The following is a 15,107-nucleotide window of genomic DNA, read 5'->3' as shown; positions in this document are numbered from 1 at the left end:
GGGGGATTCCAACTCCTACACACCCACTGGAAGGGGTGCGCAGTGTTGAGGTTCGCGGTTCGCGGGCACGGCCAACGCCGCGCCTCCCCGCGCAGTCACGGCCCGTCCGGCCGCGATGTTCCCAACCGCGATATTCATCGCCGCGTTCACGTCGGCGTTGGCCGTGTGCCCGCAGACGACGCACCAGAACACCGCTTGGCTCTCGCGGTTCCCGGGCGCCACCTGCCCGCAGGCAGAACAACGCTGACTCGTGTACGCGGCAGGGACCTTCTCGACCCGGCCGGGGGCCTTCTCCTCCAACCGGCGGACGAGCAGACCCCAACCGTTGGCCAGAATGCCCCGGTTCAACCCGGCTTTCTGCCGCACGTTCCTCCCCGGGGCCTCGACGGTGCCCCGGGCCGAGCGGGTCATCTGCCCGATCCTCAGGTCCTCGACGCGGATCACGTCGAACCGGCGGGCGAGGTCGGTGCTGGTCTTCTCGACCCAGTCCTTGCGCCGGTCAACCTCCCGGGCACGCAGCCGTGCGATCTGCACCTTGAGACGCCCGCGCCGGTGCGACCCACGCCTGGCCCTCGACAATCGGCGTTGCAGCCGGACCAGCCGCGCCTGCTCCCCGGCTCGCAGACCGGGACAGGACAGGAGCTCCCCGGTCGACAGCGCCGCCGACACGACCACCCCACGGTCCACCCCGACAACCCCGCCCGTACCCGGAGCGGGAATCGGGTCCGGGGCCACGGCGAACGCCACATGCCAACGACCCGCACGATCCCGCGTCACCCGATACGACTTCGCGCCCGGCGCAGCACGGGACCAGCGGAACCTCACCCAGCCCGCCTTCGGGACACGCACCCGCGCCCAACGGCGGTTCACCCGCCGGACGTCTTCTGGTCTCACCGCCACAATCCGGAACCCCTCGTTATGGCCACGCCTACGGAAAGTGGGCCTGCGATGCGAACCACGGAAGAAGTTCGCCATCGCCGTCGCGAAGTCACGCAAAGCCTGCTGCTGCACGATGACACTGCCCGCCGCAAGCCAGTCGAACTCGCGTCTAGCTTCGGTCAACTGCCGGTTCTGCTCCGCATAGCCGGGTGCCGGGCCGCGCCACGGCCGGTACCACGACTGCTGTTCACACGCGAGGTTCCACACGAACCGGGCATGCCCACAGTGCACCAGCAGCGCCTGTTCCTGCGCCGCGTCGGGATACAACCGGAACCTGGACACGGCCACACCCTAACATCACCGCACAACGACGAAGAATCCGAACAGCACTATCTCGGGGGACCCGCTCACCCACCTCGCCGAAATCACGAAAGAAGACATCTACTTTCTCAACAGCGAGATCATTCATCTGTTGCATTGCACTTTTCGACGGCGGTTCGCCTCGCGGCGGATCGCCTGCCCCTGCCCCGCTCCGCGGGAGACCGGATTCCTCCCGGCCTGAAGGCCGGGGCATCCTCCGGGAGCTCTGGTGACGCCACCGGCGTCGCCGCGCTCTACGAGGAGAACGCGGTGCTGGCCTACCCGCCCGGCGGACGGACGGTGGGCCGGGAGGCCATCCGGGAGCTGTGGGCGACAGTGCTGGCCGGCGGCCCCCGCTTCGAGCCGGAGCAGCCGTTGCCGACCCTGGTCAGCGGCGACATCGCGCTGACGTCGACGCCCCCGAAGGACGGGGCCGGCGCCAGGGCACAGGTCGTCCGCCGCCAGCCGGACGGCAGCTGGCTGCGGCTGATCGACCAGCCCGAGTTCGCCCCGCCGGCACGCTGAGCGCGTAGGCCCACGCCCACGGGCGGTCAGGCGTCCACGGTGGTCATCCGGACACGGTGGTCATCCGGACACGGTGGTCATCCGGACACGGTGGACGTCCGGGCGCGGCGGTCGTCCACGATGACCTGGAGGGCGATGGCGGCCCAGATCGGCAGGTTCAGGAGGACGACGGCCCAGGGCAGGGCGAGGCCGGCGGCGGCCGTCCAGGCGATCACGGCCAGCGCGCCGCAGGCGGCCACGACGACGCCGAGGTAGGTGACCGGCGCGGCCTCCAGCGGCGCGTGCAGGGCCCAGAGCAGCAGCAGGAACGCGATCAGGGGCAGCGCGACGGCGAAACCGGCGACGCCGTCCGAGGCGTGGATGTCGTGGACGAGTGTCTCCGCCGTGACCTCGAGGCCCGCGCCGAGCGCGGCGAGCGCGGCGAAGATCCCGTAGTGCCCGTAGCCCCAGTAGAACGACATCCCGCGGTGGGTGGCCAGGCCCCGGCCGGCGGGCGCGGCGAAGTACAGCCACCAGCAGCCGAACAGGGCGGCGAGCCCGCCGCCGCCGAGCAGGACGGCGTCGGTGGTGACGCCGGCCTCGACCGCCGGGGTGAGCGCGCGGGACGCCGCGAGCACGCTCTCACCGAGCACGATGATGGTGAACAGGCCGTACCGCTCGGCGATGTGATGCGGGTGCCAGGTGGTCCCCGTGTGCCGCTCGGCCCACAGCGGGACGGCCAGCTCCAGCACGACGAGCACGAAGAAGCCGACGAACCCCGCGGTCTCGGGCAGCGCCAGCCGGGCCAGCCAGCCGGCCTGGATCACGACGGTGCCGGCGGCGTAGCGGTAGGCGGTCGCCCGACTCGCCGGGTCGCTGTGCCCGGCGCGCAGCCACTGCGTCACCATCGCCGCCCGCATGATGACGTAGCCGGCCGTCACCGCGGTGAAGTCGGTGTCCTCGAACGCGGCGGGCACGCCCGCGGCGAGCACGAGCACGCCGCCCATCTGCAACAACGTCAGCAGCCGGTACGGGACGTCGTCGCAGTCGTAGGCGGAGGCGAACCAGGTGAAGTTCATCCACGCCCACCAGATGGCGAAGAAGACCATCAGGAAGCTGACGAGGCCGTCCCCGACGTGGTCGTCGGCGACGGCGTGCGCCAGCTCGACCGCGGCGGCCGCGACGGCGACCACGAAGGTCAGGTCGAACAGCAGCTCCAGCGGGGTCGACGCCCGGTGGCTCTCGTCGGCGGAGCGGGCCCCCATCGGCACCCGCCATCGGCGCCCGACGGGGGCGGTCAGCTCGGACGTCTCCGGCACGGTCGGCCCCTTCGTGATCGTTCGCGGATGGCCATCGGCGAGCATGACCGTTCAGGTGGGAGCGCCGGAGATCACCCGGATCGCCGCCGCGCGCCTGGCGACATTCTGCGTGCATCAAGCACCAGCCGCCCAGGTCAGAGGGCCACCATTCCCCCGCGCGAGGTCAGCTCCCCGCGCAGGGTCAGCCGGGCGGCAGCCGGATACCGAAGACGGCGCCGCCTTCGGGGGCGTGCCCGGCGAACGGCTCACCGCCGAGGCGGCGGGCCAGCCCGGCGACGAGCGCCAGCCCGACGCCGGTCGAGACGGGCCGGCGGCCCCGGTAGCGCTCGAACAGCGCCGAGCGGTCGAAGGCCACGGCGAGGTCGTCGGCGGTGAGGCCGGGACCGCCGTCCCGCACCTCGAACACCGCCTCCGGGGGGACCATCACCCCCTGAGGGACCACCGCCCCCTGAGGGACCACCGCCCCCTGGGGACCGCCGCCCAGCGCCATCACGATCGGCGCGCCGGCCGGGACCACCCGCAGCGCGTTCTCGGCCAGTCCGTCGACGATCTGCCGGAAGCGGACCGGGTCGGTGACCACCGGCACCGGCCCGTCCGGCAGCTCGACCCGCAGCTCGACGCCGGCCGCCGTGCACCGCGGCCGCCAGACCTCCACCGCCCCGGCCACCAGAGCGCCCAGGTCCACGGGCGCGAGGTCGACCCGGAAGTCGTCCGCGCCGAGCCGGGCGAGGTCGAGCAGGTCGGTGACGAGCCGGTCGAGACGGCGGGCCTCCCCGAGGATGATCCGACCGGTGCCGGCGGTGTCGGCCGGCTCGGTCACGCCGTCCGCGAGCGCCTCGGCGAAACCCTGGACGGCCGTCAGCGGGGTGCGCAGCTCGTGCGAGACGGACAGCAGGAACCTGCGCTGCCGGTCCTCGCTGACGGCGAGAGCCGCGGCGAGGCCGTCGAGGGCGGCGCCGACGTCCGCCACCTCGGCCGGGCCGCGCGGACCGCCGGTGCCGACCCGGATGTCGCGCCGGCCCGCGGCGAGCTGGTGGGCGGCGTCGGCGAGGCGCCGCAGCGGGCGGGCGAGCCGGCGCGCCAGGACGGCGCCGGCAACGGTCGCGGCGGCCAGGCCGCACACCAGCGCGATCCCGAGCCGCCGCAGGACGGCGCCGGCGAGCTCACGACTCTCGGACGCCGGTTGCACGAGCGCGATCGCGCCGCCGTGGGCGAGCGGCCGGCCGACGACGATCACCCGCCGGCCGCCGACGGTGTGGGCCGTACCGACCTCCGCACCGGCGGCGACCCGGGCGAGGACGTCGGCCGGGAGTTCGAGGCCCCTGCCGCCACCGGGCCCCTGGCGCGCGGTCGGACGGCCGTCCGGGGCGACCCGGACGAAGGTCACCCGCTGGGCGGCGATCGTCCTGGTCACCCCGGCGCGCAGGTCGGCGGTCGCGTTGGGACGGTCGTAGAGCGCGACGACGACGTCCGCCTGCCGGCCGAGCGCGCGGCGGGCCTCGTCGTCCGCGGCTCCGCCGACGAGACCGGCGAAGATCGTGCCGGTGAGCAGGACCGCGAGCGCGGCGACGGCGGTCGTCGCCAGGGCGATCCGCACCGCCAGCCCGGCGGGCCGCCGATTCCGCGGGTTCGGGCGGCTCCCGGGGTCAGGCATCGGCGGTGTACCCGACGCCGCGGACGGTGCGGATCGGGCTGGCCGGGCCGAGTTTCGCCCGGACCTGGGCCACGTGCACGTCGACGGTCCGGGTGCCGGCGCTCGCCTGGTAGCCCCACACGTCGGCGAGCAGGCGGTCCCGGGTGTGGACCAGGCCGGGACGGCGCAGCAGGGCCGCGAGCAGGTCGAACTCGGTGGTCGTGAGGGTCACCTCGCGGTCGCCGGCGAGCACCCGCCGCCGCCCGACGTCAAGCACGACGGCCCCGGCGCGCAGCACCGGGCCGCCAGGACCGGCGTCAGGACCGGCACCGGCACCAGGACCGGCAGGCGCACCGGCGGCGTCGGTCGACCGTGCGAGCGCGGCAGGCCCGCTGGTGCGCCGCAGGACGGCGCGCAGCCGCGCGACCAGCTCGCGGGGCGAGAACGGCTTCGTGACGTAGTCGTCGGCGCCCAGTTCCAGGCCGACGACGCGGTCGACCTCGTCGTCGCGGGCCGTCACCAGCAGCACCGGCACCCAGTCACCGTCGGCGCGCAGGGCCCGCAGCAGCTCACGGCCGTCCAGGCCGGGCAGGCGGACGTCCAGGATGACCGCGACCGGGGTGAGGGCACGCGCCGCCGCCAGGCCGGCCGGACCGTCGGCGCGGACCTCGACGGCGAACCCCTCCCGGACGAGGTACATGCGGATCAACTCGGCGATGTGCGCCTCGTCCTCGACGACGAGGACAAGCTCGGGAGCGTGGGCGTCCGCGTCCATCTGCGTGTGGGTGTCCACCTCAGTGAGTGTGCTGGTCACAGGAACCGGAGCCGGCCGGCCGGGGCGGAATCGCGGAGCCGGGCCGCTCGCGGGCCAGGCCACGCCTGGGACACGGTCAGAGAAACGCGAGGCGGGGGAAGCTCTCGTCGGACCCGAGCACGGTGCCCGCCTCCGTTCCCAGGACGCGCTCCAGCAGCGTCGCGTACACCGAGCGGAAGTCCGTGGTGACCCGCAGGTCGCCGTCGTCGAGATCGGTGAGGGGGGGCTGGTCGCCGAAGAAGCCGCCGCGCACCGGCCGACCCAGGAGCAGGACGGGACCGGCGGTGCCGTGGTCGGTGCCGCCGCTGGCGTTCGCGGCGACCCGCCGGCCGAACTCCGAGTAGACCATCGTCGTCACCGCGCTCCCGCGGGGCGTGGCGGCCATGGACCGGTGGAAGCGGGTCAGCGCGGCATCCAGCTGGCCGAGCAGGCGGGTGTGGGTGCCGTCCTCGGCGGCATGGGTGTCGAAGCCGCCCAGGCTCACCGAGTACACCCGGGTGGGCACCCCGGCGGTTATGGCGCGGGCGACCACGTCGAGCTGGGCGCCGAGCTCGCCGCCATCGCCACCGCCTGCGCCGGGATCCTCGCCGTCGAGCTGGCCCTGGGTGCCGGCGTCGCGTTCCGGGGCGTCGGCGAGCACCGGGGCGAGCGCCCCGGCGACGGTGAACAGGTCCGCGCCGGATGCGGCGGCCCGGGCGGCCAGCGGGCTGTCGGCCGGGTCGGGGCGGTAGAGCGCGTGCAGGTCGGCTCCCAGCCGACCGCTGGGCGCGGCGAAGCCGCCGGTGGGTACCGCCGAGCCCACCGTGTGGTCGCCGACCAGCAGCGGCGGCAGCGTGGGGCTGATCGCCAGCGCCCGCAGCGGATCGGCGCCGCCCGCCTGGCCACCGGCCGAACCGCCCGTCGGGCCGGCCGTCGAACCGCCTGCCGGGCCGCCCGTCGCGCCGTCCTTCGCGGCCAGCGCGTCGAGCCAGCGCCCGATCCAGCCGGACGTCGACGCCGTCCGCGGTGACGCCGTCTGCCAGACGGCCATCGACCGGAAGTGGCTGTGATCCGGCTCCGGGTAGCCGACGCCCCGCACGACCGCGAGGCGGCCCTCCTTCCACAGCCCGGCGAGCCCGGGGAGCGCCGGGGCGAGCGCGAGGCCGTCGGCCAGCGGGTGGACGTCCGGCTCGGCAGGCGCGAGGTCGCCGCGTGCCTGCCGGTAGGCCGGGTCCTGGAAGGGGATGACGGTGTTCAGGCCGTCGTTGCCGCCGTAGAGGGTGACGACGACCAGCACGCCGGTGCCCGCGGCCAGCGGGCGGTCGGCGGCGGCGCCGTGCAGGGCGTCCCAGCTGAGCACCCCCGCGCCCGCGGCGAGGGCCCCGGCTCCGGTGACGCCGGAGGCGATGAGGAAGCGGCGGCGGCTGAGCGGCATGGCGTTCTCTTCCTTCGGATCGGCCTCGGATCGGCCTGGGCCCGGAGGCGTTCCGGGTAACGGACGGGGCGCACGGGCCTGGCGCGTCAGGTGACGAGGTACTCCGGGGCGAGCAGGGCGAGGGTGACGAGCCGGGGCGGGTCGGCGGCCGCGGCGGACAGCGCGGAGCGGGTGCGCGCGCTCCATGCCGGCACGGACAGCAGCCGGGCGACGGCGTCCACCCGTTCCGCGGCCGGGACGTCCGCCACGGCCGAGATGTCGGCCGCGTCCACGACCGCCGCCGCGAAGCGGGTCCGGACCAGGCTCGCCGCGGTCGTCAGCCACGCGCCGCCCGCCGGCCAGCCGCCGACGCTGGGCGGCGCGAACGGGACCTGGCCGAGCCCGCGCAGCACTGTGGCCAGGCGCGCCGGCGCGGCGGCACCGCCCGCCCCGGGCGCCGGGACGGTGATCCGCAGCGCGCGGAGCACGCCCACCACGTAGTCGATCGGCGGCGCCACCAGACGCCCGGCGGTGGCCCGGAAGCCGGGCGCGAGGAGCATCGCCCGCAGCGCCGCGCCGGTGTCGAGCCCCGGCCCGTAGGCGGTGAGCAGCGGAGTGAGCGCCTGGTCGGCGGGTGCCACCGGCGCGGCGTACCGGCTCCACAGCCGGGAGCACACCCAGCGCGGCGAGGCCGGGTCGTGGGCGAGCAGGCTGACGACGTCCTCACCGCCGAGATCACCGGTGTGGCCGAGGATCGTCTTGGTGCCCGAGTCGTGCTGCGCCGCGGCGACGGTGAAGCGGCCGGTGCGGCCGGCCCGCCAGCCGGTGAACGCCCGCGCCGCCTCCCGGACGTCGCGCTCCTCGTAGTTGCCGATGCCGAGGGTGAACAGCTCCATCAGCTCGCGGGCGAAGTTCTCGTTCGGGTGCTCCCTGACGTTGCGGCCGGCGTCCAGCCAGATCAGCATCGCCGGGTCGCGCGCGACGGCGAGGGTGAGCGCGTCGAACGGCCCGCGGCCGGACCGCCGGAAGATCTCGTTCTGGGCGAGCATCAGCGCCGGCGAGCGCACCTTCTGGATGGACGTCGCGAAGTGGCCGTGCCAGAAGAGCGTCAGCTTCTCGGTGACCGGGTCGGCGGTCGAGACCATCCGGCCGAGCCACCAGCCGATCAGCGCCTCGGTGCGCTCGCGCAGCCCGCGGGCGTACGCCGCGCGGGCGGTCCGGTCGGACGCGGGCGGTGGCCGGCGGTCGGCCTCGGCGTCCAGGTCGGGCGGGGGTGCCGCCCCGGGGTCGGGGCGGTCGTGCGCGTCGAGCAGGCCCCGGGCCGCCGCCTCGTAGCCGGCCCGCTCGGCGGCGTCGAGCTCGTCGGGACGGGCCCCGAAGCCGGCCCGCCGGTACAGGAGCGCGAGCTCGGCCCGCACCCCGGTGGGGCTGTCGGTGGTGACCGCGGCTGCCATGACGACCATGGTGGCGTGCAAAGGTCAGCCGCCGGCGAGCGTCCTGTACGAATCGTGTAAGGATCCGCGCCCGGCCGGCGGACGGTGGCGCCCCGCCGCGGAACTGTGGGAGAAGCGGTTATGGACGGACTACAAGGAAAGATCATTCTGGTGGCGGGCGCGGCCACCGGGCTCGGGGCCGACTCGGCCGGGCGGCTGGCCCGGGAGGGCGCCAAGGTCGTCGTCGGCGACCTGGACCTCGCCGGCGCGGAACGGACGGCGGCGGCCATCCGGGAGGCCGGCGGCGACGCGGTCGCGGCGGGCTTCGACATCTCCGACGACGCCTCCGTCGCGGAGCTGGTCGCCCTCACCGTGCGCACCCACGGCGGCCTGGACGCCGTGCACGTCAACGCCGGTGACATGGGCGCAGTCCAGAAGGACAGCGACGTCGTCGACATCGACCTCGCGATCTGGGACCGCACGGTCGCCGTGAACCTGCGCGGCCACATGCTCGTCAGCCGGCACGCCATCCCGCGGCTGCTGGAGCGGGGCGGCGGCGCGATCGTCTACACGTCGTCCATCGCGTCGTTCACCGGCGAGCCGCAACGGCCCGCCTACGCGGTGACCAAGGCGGGCATCAACGCGCTCGCCCGGCATGTCGCCTCCCGGTGGGGCACCGAGGGGATCCGTGCCAACGCGATCACGCCCGGCCTGATCCTCACCCGCGAGATCCGGGACGGCGCGCCGCCGGACATGCTGTCCGCGATGCTGGCCCGCACCCGCAGCACCCGGCACGGCGAGGCGCGGGACGTCTCGAGCATGGTCGCCTACCTGCTCTCGGACGAGGGATCCTGGATCAACGGGCAGGTCGTGAACGTCGACGGCGGTACGGTCCTGCGCTGAACGCGGCAGGAGACGTGGCAGGCAGCGGCGTCAGGTACTCGGGCACCGGCACCGGCACCGGGCTCGTGAAAATTCGAACAGGCCCGCGACCAGAGGCACGGCCGCGTGCCAGTGTGTTAGCGCCACCTAACAGCAGTCCGCATTGACGCAGCGCGACGTAGTCACCACGTTCGCGACGCGCGGCGTCGTCGGAGCCCGCTCGCGGTCCCGTCCCGCACGGAACCGTGCACGTCACGACGTCCCCGCGGCAGGCGACTGCCGTCCCGCCCACCTCGTCCAGTGGAAGGTCAGCCGATGCACTTCGAACTCACTCCGGATCAGGAGCAGCTCAGGGCCGGGGCGCGGGAGCTCGCCCGCAGCTTCGCGGACGACTACTGGGCGGAGAAGGACCAGAAGGGCGAGTTCCCGTGGGACTTCTACAACGCGTTCGCCGAGGGCGGCTGGCTCGGCATCGCCATCCCGACGGAGTTCGGCGGCGGCGGGCTGGGAATCGCCGAGGCGTCGCTGCTGCTCGAGGAGATCGCCGCCTCGGGTGCCGGCATGAACGGGTGCAGCATCATGCACCTGACCATTTTCGGCCTGAACACGATCGTCAAGCACGGTAGCCCGGCCCTGCAGAAGGAGATCCTGCCGTCCGCGGCGGACGGCTCGCTGCACGTGTGCTTCGGCGTGACCGAGCCGAACGCGGGGACGGACACCACCCGGATCACCACCTTCGCCGAGAAGGTGGACGGCGGCTACCGGATCAACGGCCGGAAGGTGTGGATCACCAAGGCCGGCGACTCGCAGAAGATGATCCTCATCGCGCGGACGACGAAGCGCGAGGAGAGCGCCCGGCCCACCGACGGCATGTCGCTGTTCCTCATCGACATCGACCGGAAGCACATCGACCTGCGCGCCATCCCGAAGATGGGGCGCAACGCGGTCTCGTCCTACGAGGTTTTCATCGACAACTACTTCGTGCCCGAGTCCGCGCGCATCGGCGAGGAGGGCAAGGGCTTCAAGTACCTGCTCGACGGCCTGAACCCCGAGCGCATCCTGCTCGCCCACGAGGCGCTGGGCATCGGGCGCGCCTCGCTGGAGAAGGCCACCCGCTACGCCAAGGAGCGGATCGTCTTCGACCGGCCGATCGGCCAGAACCAGGGCATCGCCTTCCCGCTGGCGGAGGCCCAGATCCGGCTGGACGCCGCCGAGCTGATGGCACGCAAGGCCGCCTGGCGCTACGACCAGGGGCTGCCCTGCGGGCCCGAGGCGAACATGGCGAAGTGGCTGTGCGCGGACGCCGGATTCAAGGCCGCCGACCAGGCCATCCAGACCCACGGTGGCATGGGCTACGCCCGCGAGTACCACGTCGAGCGTTACTTCCGCGAGTCGCGGATCATGCGCCTGGCGCCGGTCAGCCAGGAGATGGTCCTCAACTACGTCTCCCAGCACGTGCTCGGCCTGCCGAAGTCGTACTGAGACGACGGGCGCGGATCGACGACGGCGACGACGACGGATGACCGACCCCGGCGGGAGCCTGGACGGGCTCCGTGTCCTCGACCTCTCCCGGGTTCTCGCCGGGCCGCTGTGCGCCCAGCTCCTCGCCGACCACGGCGCCGAGGTGATCAAGGTGGAGCCCCCGGCCGGGGACGACACCCGGGCCTGGGGCCCGCCCTTCGTCGCCGACGGCACCAGCGCCTACTTCACCGGGATCAACCGCAACAAGACGAACATCTGCCTCGACCTGAGCACTCCGACCGGGCACGACGTGCTCGGTCGGCTGCTCGGGGAAGCCGACGTCCTGGTGGAGAACTTCAAGGTCGGGACACTGGCGCGCTGGGGTTTCGACGACCCGACGCTGCGGGCGCGCCATCCCCGGCTCGTCCGGTGCCGGATCACCGGTTTCGGCCCCGACGGGCCGATGGGCGCCATGCCCGGATACGACGCCGTGGCCCAGGCGTACAGCGGTCTGATGAGCATCAACGGCGAGGCGGACCGGCCGCCGCTGCGGGTCGGCGTGCCGATCGTCGACATGGTCACCGGCATCTACGCGTTCGCCGGGATCCTGCTCGCACTGCACGCCCGCGCCCGCACCGGCGTGGGCCAGCTCGTGGACTGCACGCTCGTCGACACGGCCGCCTCCCTGCTGCATCCCCACTCGGCGGCGCACCTGGCGGACGGACAGGTGCCGATCCGGACCGGCTCGGCCCACTCCGCGATCGCTCCGTACGACACCTTCGACGCCGCGGACGGCCCGATCTTCATCGGCGCCGGCAACGACCGGCAGTTCGCCGCGCTCGCCACCGCGCTGGGCCGGGACGAGCTGTTCGGGGACCCGCGCTTCTCCTCGAACGCCGCCCGGGTCGCGAACGTGGCTGCGCTGCGCGCGATCCTGCGTGAGGCGATCGCGCCCCGCGCACGCCACGGCCTGGCCCGGGAGCTGCTGGCCCGCGGGGTACCCGCGACGGCGGTGCACGACGTCGCGCAGGCACTGGCCGACCCGCACCTGCGGCACCGGAACATGGTCGTGGAGCTCGACGGCTATCGCGGGATCGGCATCCCGATCAAACTGTCCGCCACTCCCGGCTCGGTGCGCCGTCCCCCACGGGCGCAGGGAGCCGACACCCGGCGCATCCTGAGGAACCTGGGCTACACGGACGCGGAGGTGGACGCTCTGATCGCCGCCGACGTCGCCCGCGCCCACGACGAGCCGCCACCCACCGGAGTGTGATCGCCACCGGGCGACAGTAGGGCGACAGCGGGCCCGCGGACGAGACCCGCTGCCGCGGGGCCTCAGCCAGCTGCTGTCCTGGACGGGCGCTGGCCGGCATGCTCGACGGCCCACTGCAGCGCGTGGTCGGCGACGGCCTCCCAGCCGGGCTCGGCGCAGGTCCAGTGCGACCGGCCCTCGAACTCGAAGTACTCGGTCAGCGCGGCGGAGTTGTGGTACTTCTTCGCGTTCGCCTTGTTCACCGACGCCGGCATGATGTGGTCCGATCCGCCGCCGATGAACAACAGCGGCGCCCGGTCGTCGCGGTCGTAGTCGACCCAGGTCTCCTGGTGTCCCGGCTTGAAGTTGGCGATAAGGCCGTAGACCCACACCCAGTTTCCCGGGGCCGGGATGTGGTAGCGCTCGTGGACCTTGTCGGACTCTTCCCGGCTGAGGGTGTTCGCGAAGGCGTAGTGGAACTCCTCCGGGGTGAACCCGACCGCCTTGTGGAAGTTCCCGGGATGCTTCAGGATCGGGAAGAGCGACTTCACCTGGGACAGCGGGGTGACGTGCACCCCCTCGGTCGGCGCCGAGTCGACGACGACCCCCGCGGCGCCGAGGCCACGGGCGAGCAGCAGCTGGGTGAGGGTGCCCCCGAACGAGTGCCCCATGATGATCGGCGGGGCGTCGAGGCCCTCGATCACCGCGGCCAGATGGTCGACGGTGGCCGGGACGGTGAGGTCGGCGATGACCTGCGGGTCCGCCCGCAGCGCCTCGACCTCCACCTCGAAGCCGGGGTAGGCGGGCGCGATGACCCGGTACCCCTTCTCCTCGAACCGGGTGATCCAGCCCTCCCAGCTGCGCGGGGTCATCCACAGGCCGTGCACCAGGACGATCGTGTCGGGTTTGCCGGAGCCGGCCGGGCCGGCCGCGCTGTCGATGCTCATCGTGTCTCCTTGTTGGTCAGGCGGAGGCGGGGGCGGAGGTGGGGTGAGTGGCGAGAAAAGCCAGCAGGTCGGCGTTCAGCCGGTCCTTGTGCGTCTCGGTGATGCCGTGCGGAGCACCTTCGTACACCGTCAGCTCGGCGCCCTTGACCAGTTCCGCCGAACGCCTGCCGCCGACCTCGATCGGGACCACCTGGTCGTCGTCCCCGTGGATGACGAGCGTCGGCACGTCGAACGCGGCGAGATCAGGCCGGAAGTCGGTGGCCGAGAACGCGGCGATGCACTCGAACGCGTTGCGCGCTCCGGTCTGCATTCCCTGCAGCCAGAACGAGTCGCGGATGCCCTGGGAGCGTTCCTGCCCGGGACGGTTCGCGCCGAAGAACGGGCCGTCGGCGAGATCCCGGTAGGCCTGTGAACGGTCGGCGAGCGAGGCGGCACGGAGGCCGTCGAAAACCTCGGCCGGAACGCCGCCAGGGTTGTCGTCGGTCTTCAGCATGAACGGCGGCACGGAGGAGACCAGCACGATCTGCGCGACACGGTCCGTGCCGTGCCGACCGACGTACCGGGCCACCTCGCCGCCGCCCGTCGAGAACCCGACCAGCGTGACCTCACGCAGGTCCAGATGACTGATCAGCGCGGCGAGATCGTCGGCGTAGGTGTTCATGTCGTTGCCGTTCCACGGCTGGGACGACCGCCCGTGGCCGCGGCGGTCATGCGCGACGACGCGGTAGCCGTTCGAGGCCAGGAAGAGCATCTGGGCCTCCCAGCTGTCCGCCTGCAGCGGCCAGCCGTGGCTGAGAACCACGGGCCGGCCCTCGCCCCAGTCCTTGTAGTAGATCTCGGTGCCGTCCAGCGTCGTCACGGTCGCCACGATGTCTCCTCTCGGCGGCCCCGGGGGCGCAGGAACATCCCTGGCGCCGGCCGTCAGCAGGCGTCCCCTCACGTCCACGCTAGGCGGATCGGGTCGGCCGTGCTGGTCTCTGCGCGCACGGTTCTGGACTCTCCGTGCCACATCCGCGACCCTTGGGACGATTGGTCGGGCCGCCCTCGGACGATCAGGCGACGAGCAGGCGACGAGCAGGCGACGGACGATCAGACCACCCGGCGGGGCTTGGGACGGCCCGCGTCCGCCGCGCCGGCCGGACGGGAGGAACACCGGTGGCGACGGTTCTTGATCTCGACCACCTGCCGGCGCACCGGCGCGCCGAGGTCGCCCGGGACGCCATCGTCGCGCTCACCGTCACCAGCCGGTTCAGCGTGCACGCCCAGCACGACATCCGGGGCCGGATCGAGTCGTGGAGCTTCGGCGAGGTCGGCCTGATCCGCACGACCGTCAACGCCGGCCAGCACATGATCCGCACCGCCCGGCACGTGCGCCAGGACAGCGCTCCCCCGGTGCTGTCCTTCGCGCAGCGCCGGCACGGGCGCGCCGTCCAGGAGCAGTTCGGGGTCCGCCGCGAGCTGGCCGTCGGCGAGCTGTACTGCACCGACCTGAGCTCCGCGTTCGAGTACGCCAACGCCGAGGGCGGATGCGGCCAGGGCCTGCAGGTACCGCTGGCCTCGCTCGGCCTGCCCGGCGAGGTCGTCCGGCGCGGCGCCCCGAACCTCGCCCGCAGCCCGCTCCACCCGCTGGTCACCGACCACCTCACCGCGCTGGCCCGCGACGCCGCGGCCCTCGAACGGGACGAGTCCGCCGCGGGCGTCGGCACCGCGACCGTCGAGCTCCTCCGGGCGTTACTGGTGAGCGCGGCCCGCGGCCCCGACGACGCCCCGGGAGCATCGGCGGAGATCACGCTGGCCCGCGTGCGTCACCACGTGCTGGCCCACCTGGCCGATTCCGATCTGAACGCGGACGGCATCGCGGCCGCGGTCGGGGTGTCCGTGCGTCACCTCTACCGGCTGTGCCGGGAGGCGGAGTTCAGCCTGGAACAGTGGATCGTGCGCAACCGACTGGAACGGGCCCGCGGCGCGCTCGCGGCCCGGGACGCGCGCGGCCGCAGCATCGCCGCCATCGCGCGCGCCAACGGCTTCGCCGACCCCTCCCACTTCAGCCGCCGCTTCCGGGCCGCCTACGGCACCACCCCCCAGGAATGGCGCCGCCACCACACCCCCCACCACACCCCCCCGCCGCAAACCCCCACCCCGGAGCCCGGGTCGGGGCCCGCCCCCAACCCGGACTCAAGGTCATCTCGCGGTGCCGGAAGGTGCGTGGCGGGGGGGGGGGGTCGATTGC

General features: G+C 73.6%; 13 protein-coding genes. 5 read left to right on the top strand and 8 right to left on the bottom strand.

Annotated features, from left to right (window positions below):
- Positions 1-15: 15 nt before the first annotated feature.
- Positions 16-1,221 carry an RNA-guided endonuclease InsQ/TnpB family protein gene (locus tag AC559T_RS23430; protein ID WP_498870133.1) on the bottom strand — a complete coding sequence of 402 codons (1,206 nt, stop codon included), beginning with the start codon at positions 1,219-1,221 and terminating at the stop codon, positions 16-18.
- A 204-nt stretch (positions 1,222-1,425) separates the two neighbouring features.
- Between AC559T_RS23430 and AC559T_RS23425 the strand changes: the two genes are divergently transcribed.
- Positions 1,426-1,764 (top strand): YybH family protein, encoded by a 339-nt coding sequence (locus AC559T_RS23425; protein ID WP_112106010.1) that lies wholly within the window; start codon positions 1,426-1,428, stop codon positions 1,762-1,764.
- Positions 1,765-1,841: 77 nt separating this feature from the next.
- Here the strand turns inward: AC559T_RS23425 and AC559T_RS23420 are convergent, their stop codons facing one another.
- From AC559T_RS23420 to AC559T_RS23400, 5 genes are all read right to left on the bottom strand, one after another.
- On the bottom strand, positions 1,842-3,062 hold the full coding sequence (locus AC559T_RS23420) for a low temperature requirement protein A (protein WP_498870132.1): 1,221 nt from the start codon (positions 3,060-3,062) through the stop codon (positions 1,842-1,844).
- A 181-nt stretch (positions 3,063-3,243) separates the two neighbouring features.
- Positions 3,244-4,716, bottom strand: coding sequence for a sensor histidine kinase (locus AC559T_RS23415; protein ID WP_498870131.1), 1,473 nt, complete (start codon positions 4,714-4,716; stop codon positions 3,244-3,246).
- On the bottom strand, positions 4,709-5,488 hold the full coding sequence (locus tag AC559T_RS23410) for a response regulator transcription factor (protein WP_498870130.1): 780 nt from the start codon (positions 5,486-5,488) through the stop codon (positions 4,709-4,711). Before AC559T_RS23410 ends, AC559T_RS23415 begins: the two co-directional genes overlap by 8 nt.
- 97 nt (positions 5,489-5,585) lie before the next feature.
- A complete protein-coding gene (locus AC559T_RS23405) occupies positions 5,586-6,923 on the bottom strand; it encodes a DUF1501 domain-containing protein (protein WP_498870129.1) in 1,338 nt (445 codons plus the stop codon).
- A gap of 86 nt (positions 6,924-7,009) precedes the next feature.
- A complete protein-coding gene (locus AC559T_RS23400) occupies positions 7,010-8,356 on the bottom strand; it encodes a DUF1800 domain-containing protein (RefSeq protein ID WP_498870128.1) in 1,347 nt (448 codons plus the stop codon).
- Positions 8,357-8,476: 120 nt separating this feature from the next.
- Here AC559T_RS23400 and AC559T_RS23395 point away from each other — a divergent pair, with 120 nt between their 5' ends.
- The 3 genes from AC559T_RS23395 to AC559T_RS23385 all read left to right on the top strand — a co-directional run bounded on the left by AC559T_RS23395 (position 8,477) and on the right by AC559T_RS23385 (position 11,951).
- Positions 8,477-9,238: an SDR family NAD(P)-dependent oxidoreductase gene (locus AC559T_RS23395; protein ID WP_498870127.1), complete on the top strand. Its 762-nt coding sequence runs from the start codon at positions 8,477-8,479 to the stop codon at positions 9,236-9,238.
- A gap of 294 nt (positions 9,239-9,532) precedes the next feature.
- A complete protein-coding gene (locus AC559T_RS23390) occupies positions 9,533-10,699 on the top strand; it encodes an acyl-CoA dehydrogenase family protein (protein WP_071060145.1) in 1,167 nt (388 codons plus the stop codon).
- A gap of 37 nt (positions 10,700-10,736) precedes the next feature.
- Complete coding sequence (locus tag AC559T_RS23385; protein ID WP_498870126.1) at positions 10,737-11,951, top strand: CaiB/BaiF CoA transferase family protein; 1,215 nt, start codon at positions 10,737-10,739, stop codon at positions 11,949-11,951.
- Between the two features lie 62 nt (positions 11,952-12,013).
- Here the strand turns inward: AC559T_RS23385 and AC559T_RS23380 are convergent, their stop codons facing one another.
- Both AC559T_RS23380 and AC559T_RS23375 read right to left on the bottom strand, forming a co-directional pair.
- The gene (locus AC559T_RS23380; RefSeq protein ID WP_020459218.1) at positions 12,014-12,877 is read right to left on the bottom strand and encodes an alpha/beta hydrolase; all 864 of its coding nucleotides are present in this window, start codon (positions 12,875-12,877) and stop codon (positions 12,014-12,016) included.
- A 16-nt stretch (positions 12,878-12,893) separates the two neighbouring features.
- A complete protein-coding gene (locus tag AC559T_RS23375) occupies positions 12,894-13,745 on the bottom strand; it encodes an alpha/beta fold hydrolase (protein WP_071060143.1) in 852 nt (283 codons plus the stop codon).
- A gap of 287 nt (positions 13,746-14,032) precedes the next feature.
- On the opposite strand from AC559T_RS23375, the gene AC559T_RS23370 reads away from it, so the two are divergent.
- Positions 14,033-15,107, top strand: a 1,075-nt coding sequence (locus AC559T_RS23370; RefSeq protein WP_498870125.1) for a helix-turn-helix domain-containing protein, incomplete at its 3' end; no start/stop codon positions are given.

Origin of the sequence: Frankia sp. Hr75.2 (genome assembly GCF_949319125.1) — a bacterium.
GTDB classification, from domain to species: domain Bacteria; phylum Actinomycetota; class Actinomycetes; order Frankiales; family Frankiaceae; genus Parafrankia; species Parafrankia soli.
This window is presented reverse-complemented; position numbering and strand designations above follow the sequence as displayed.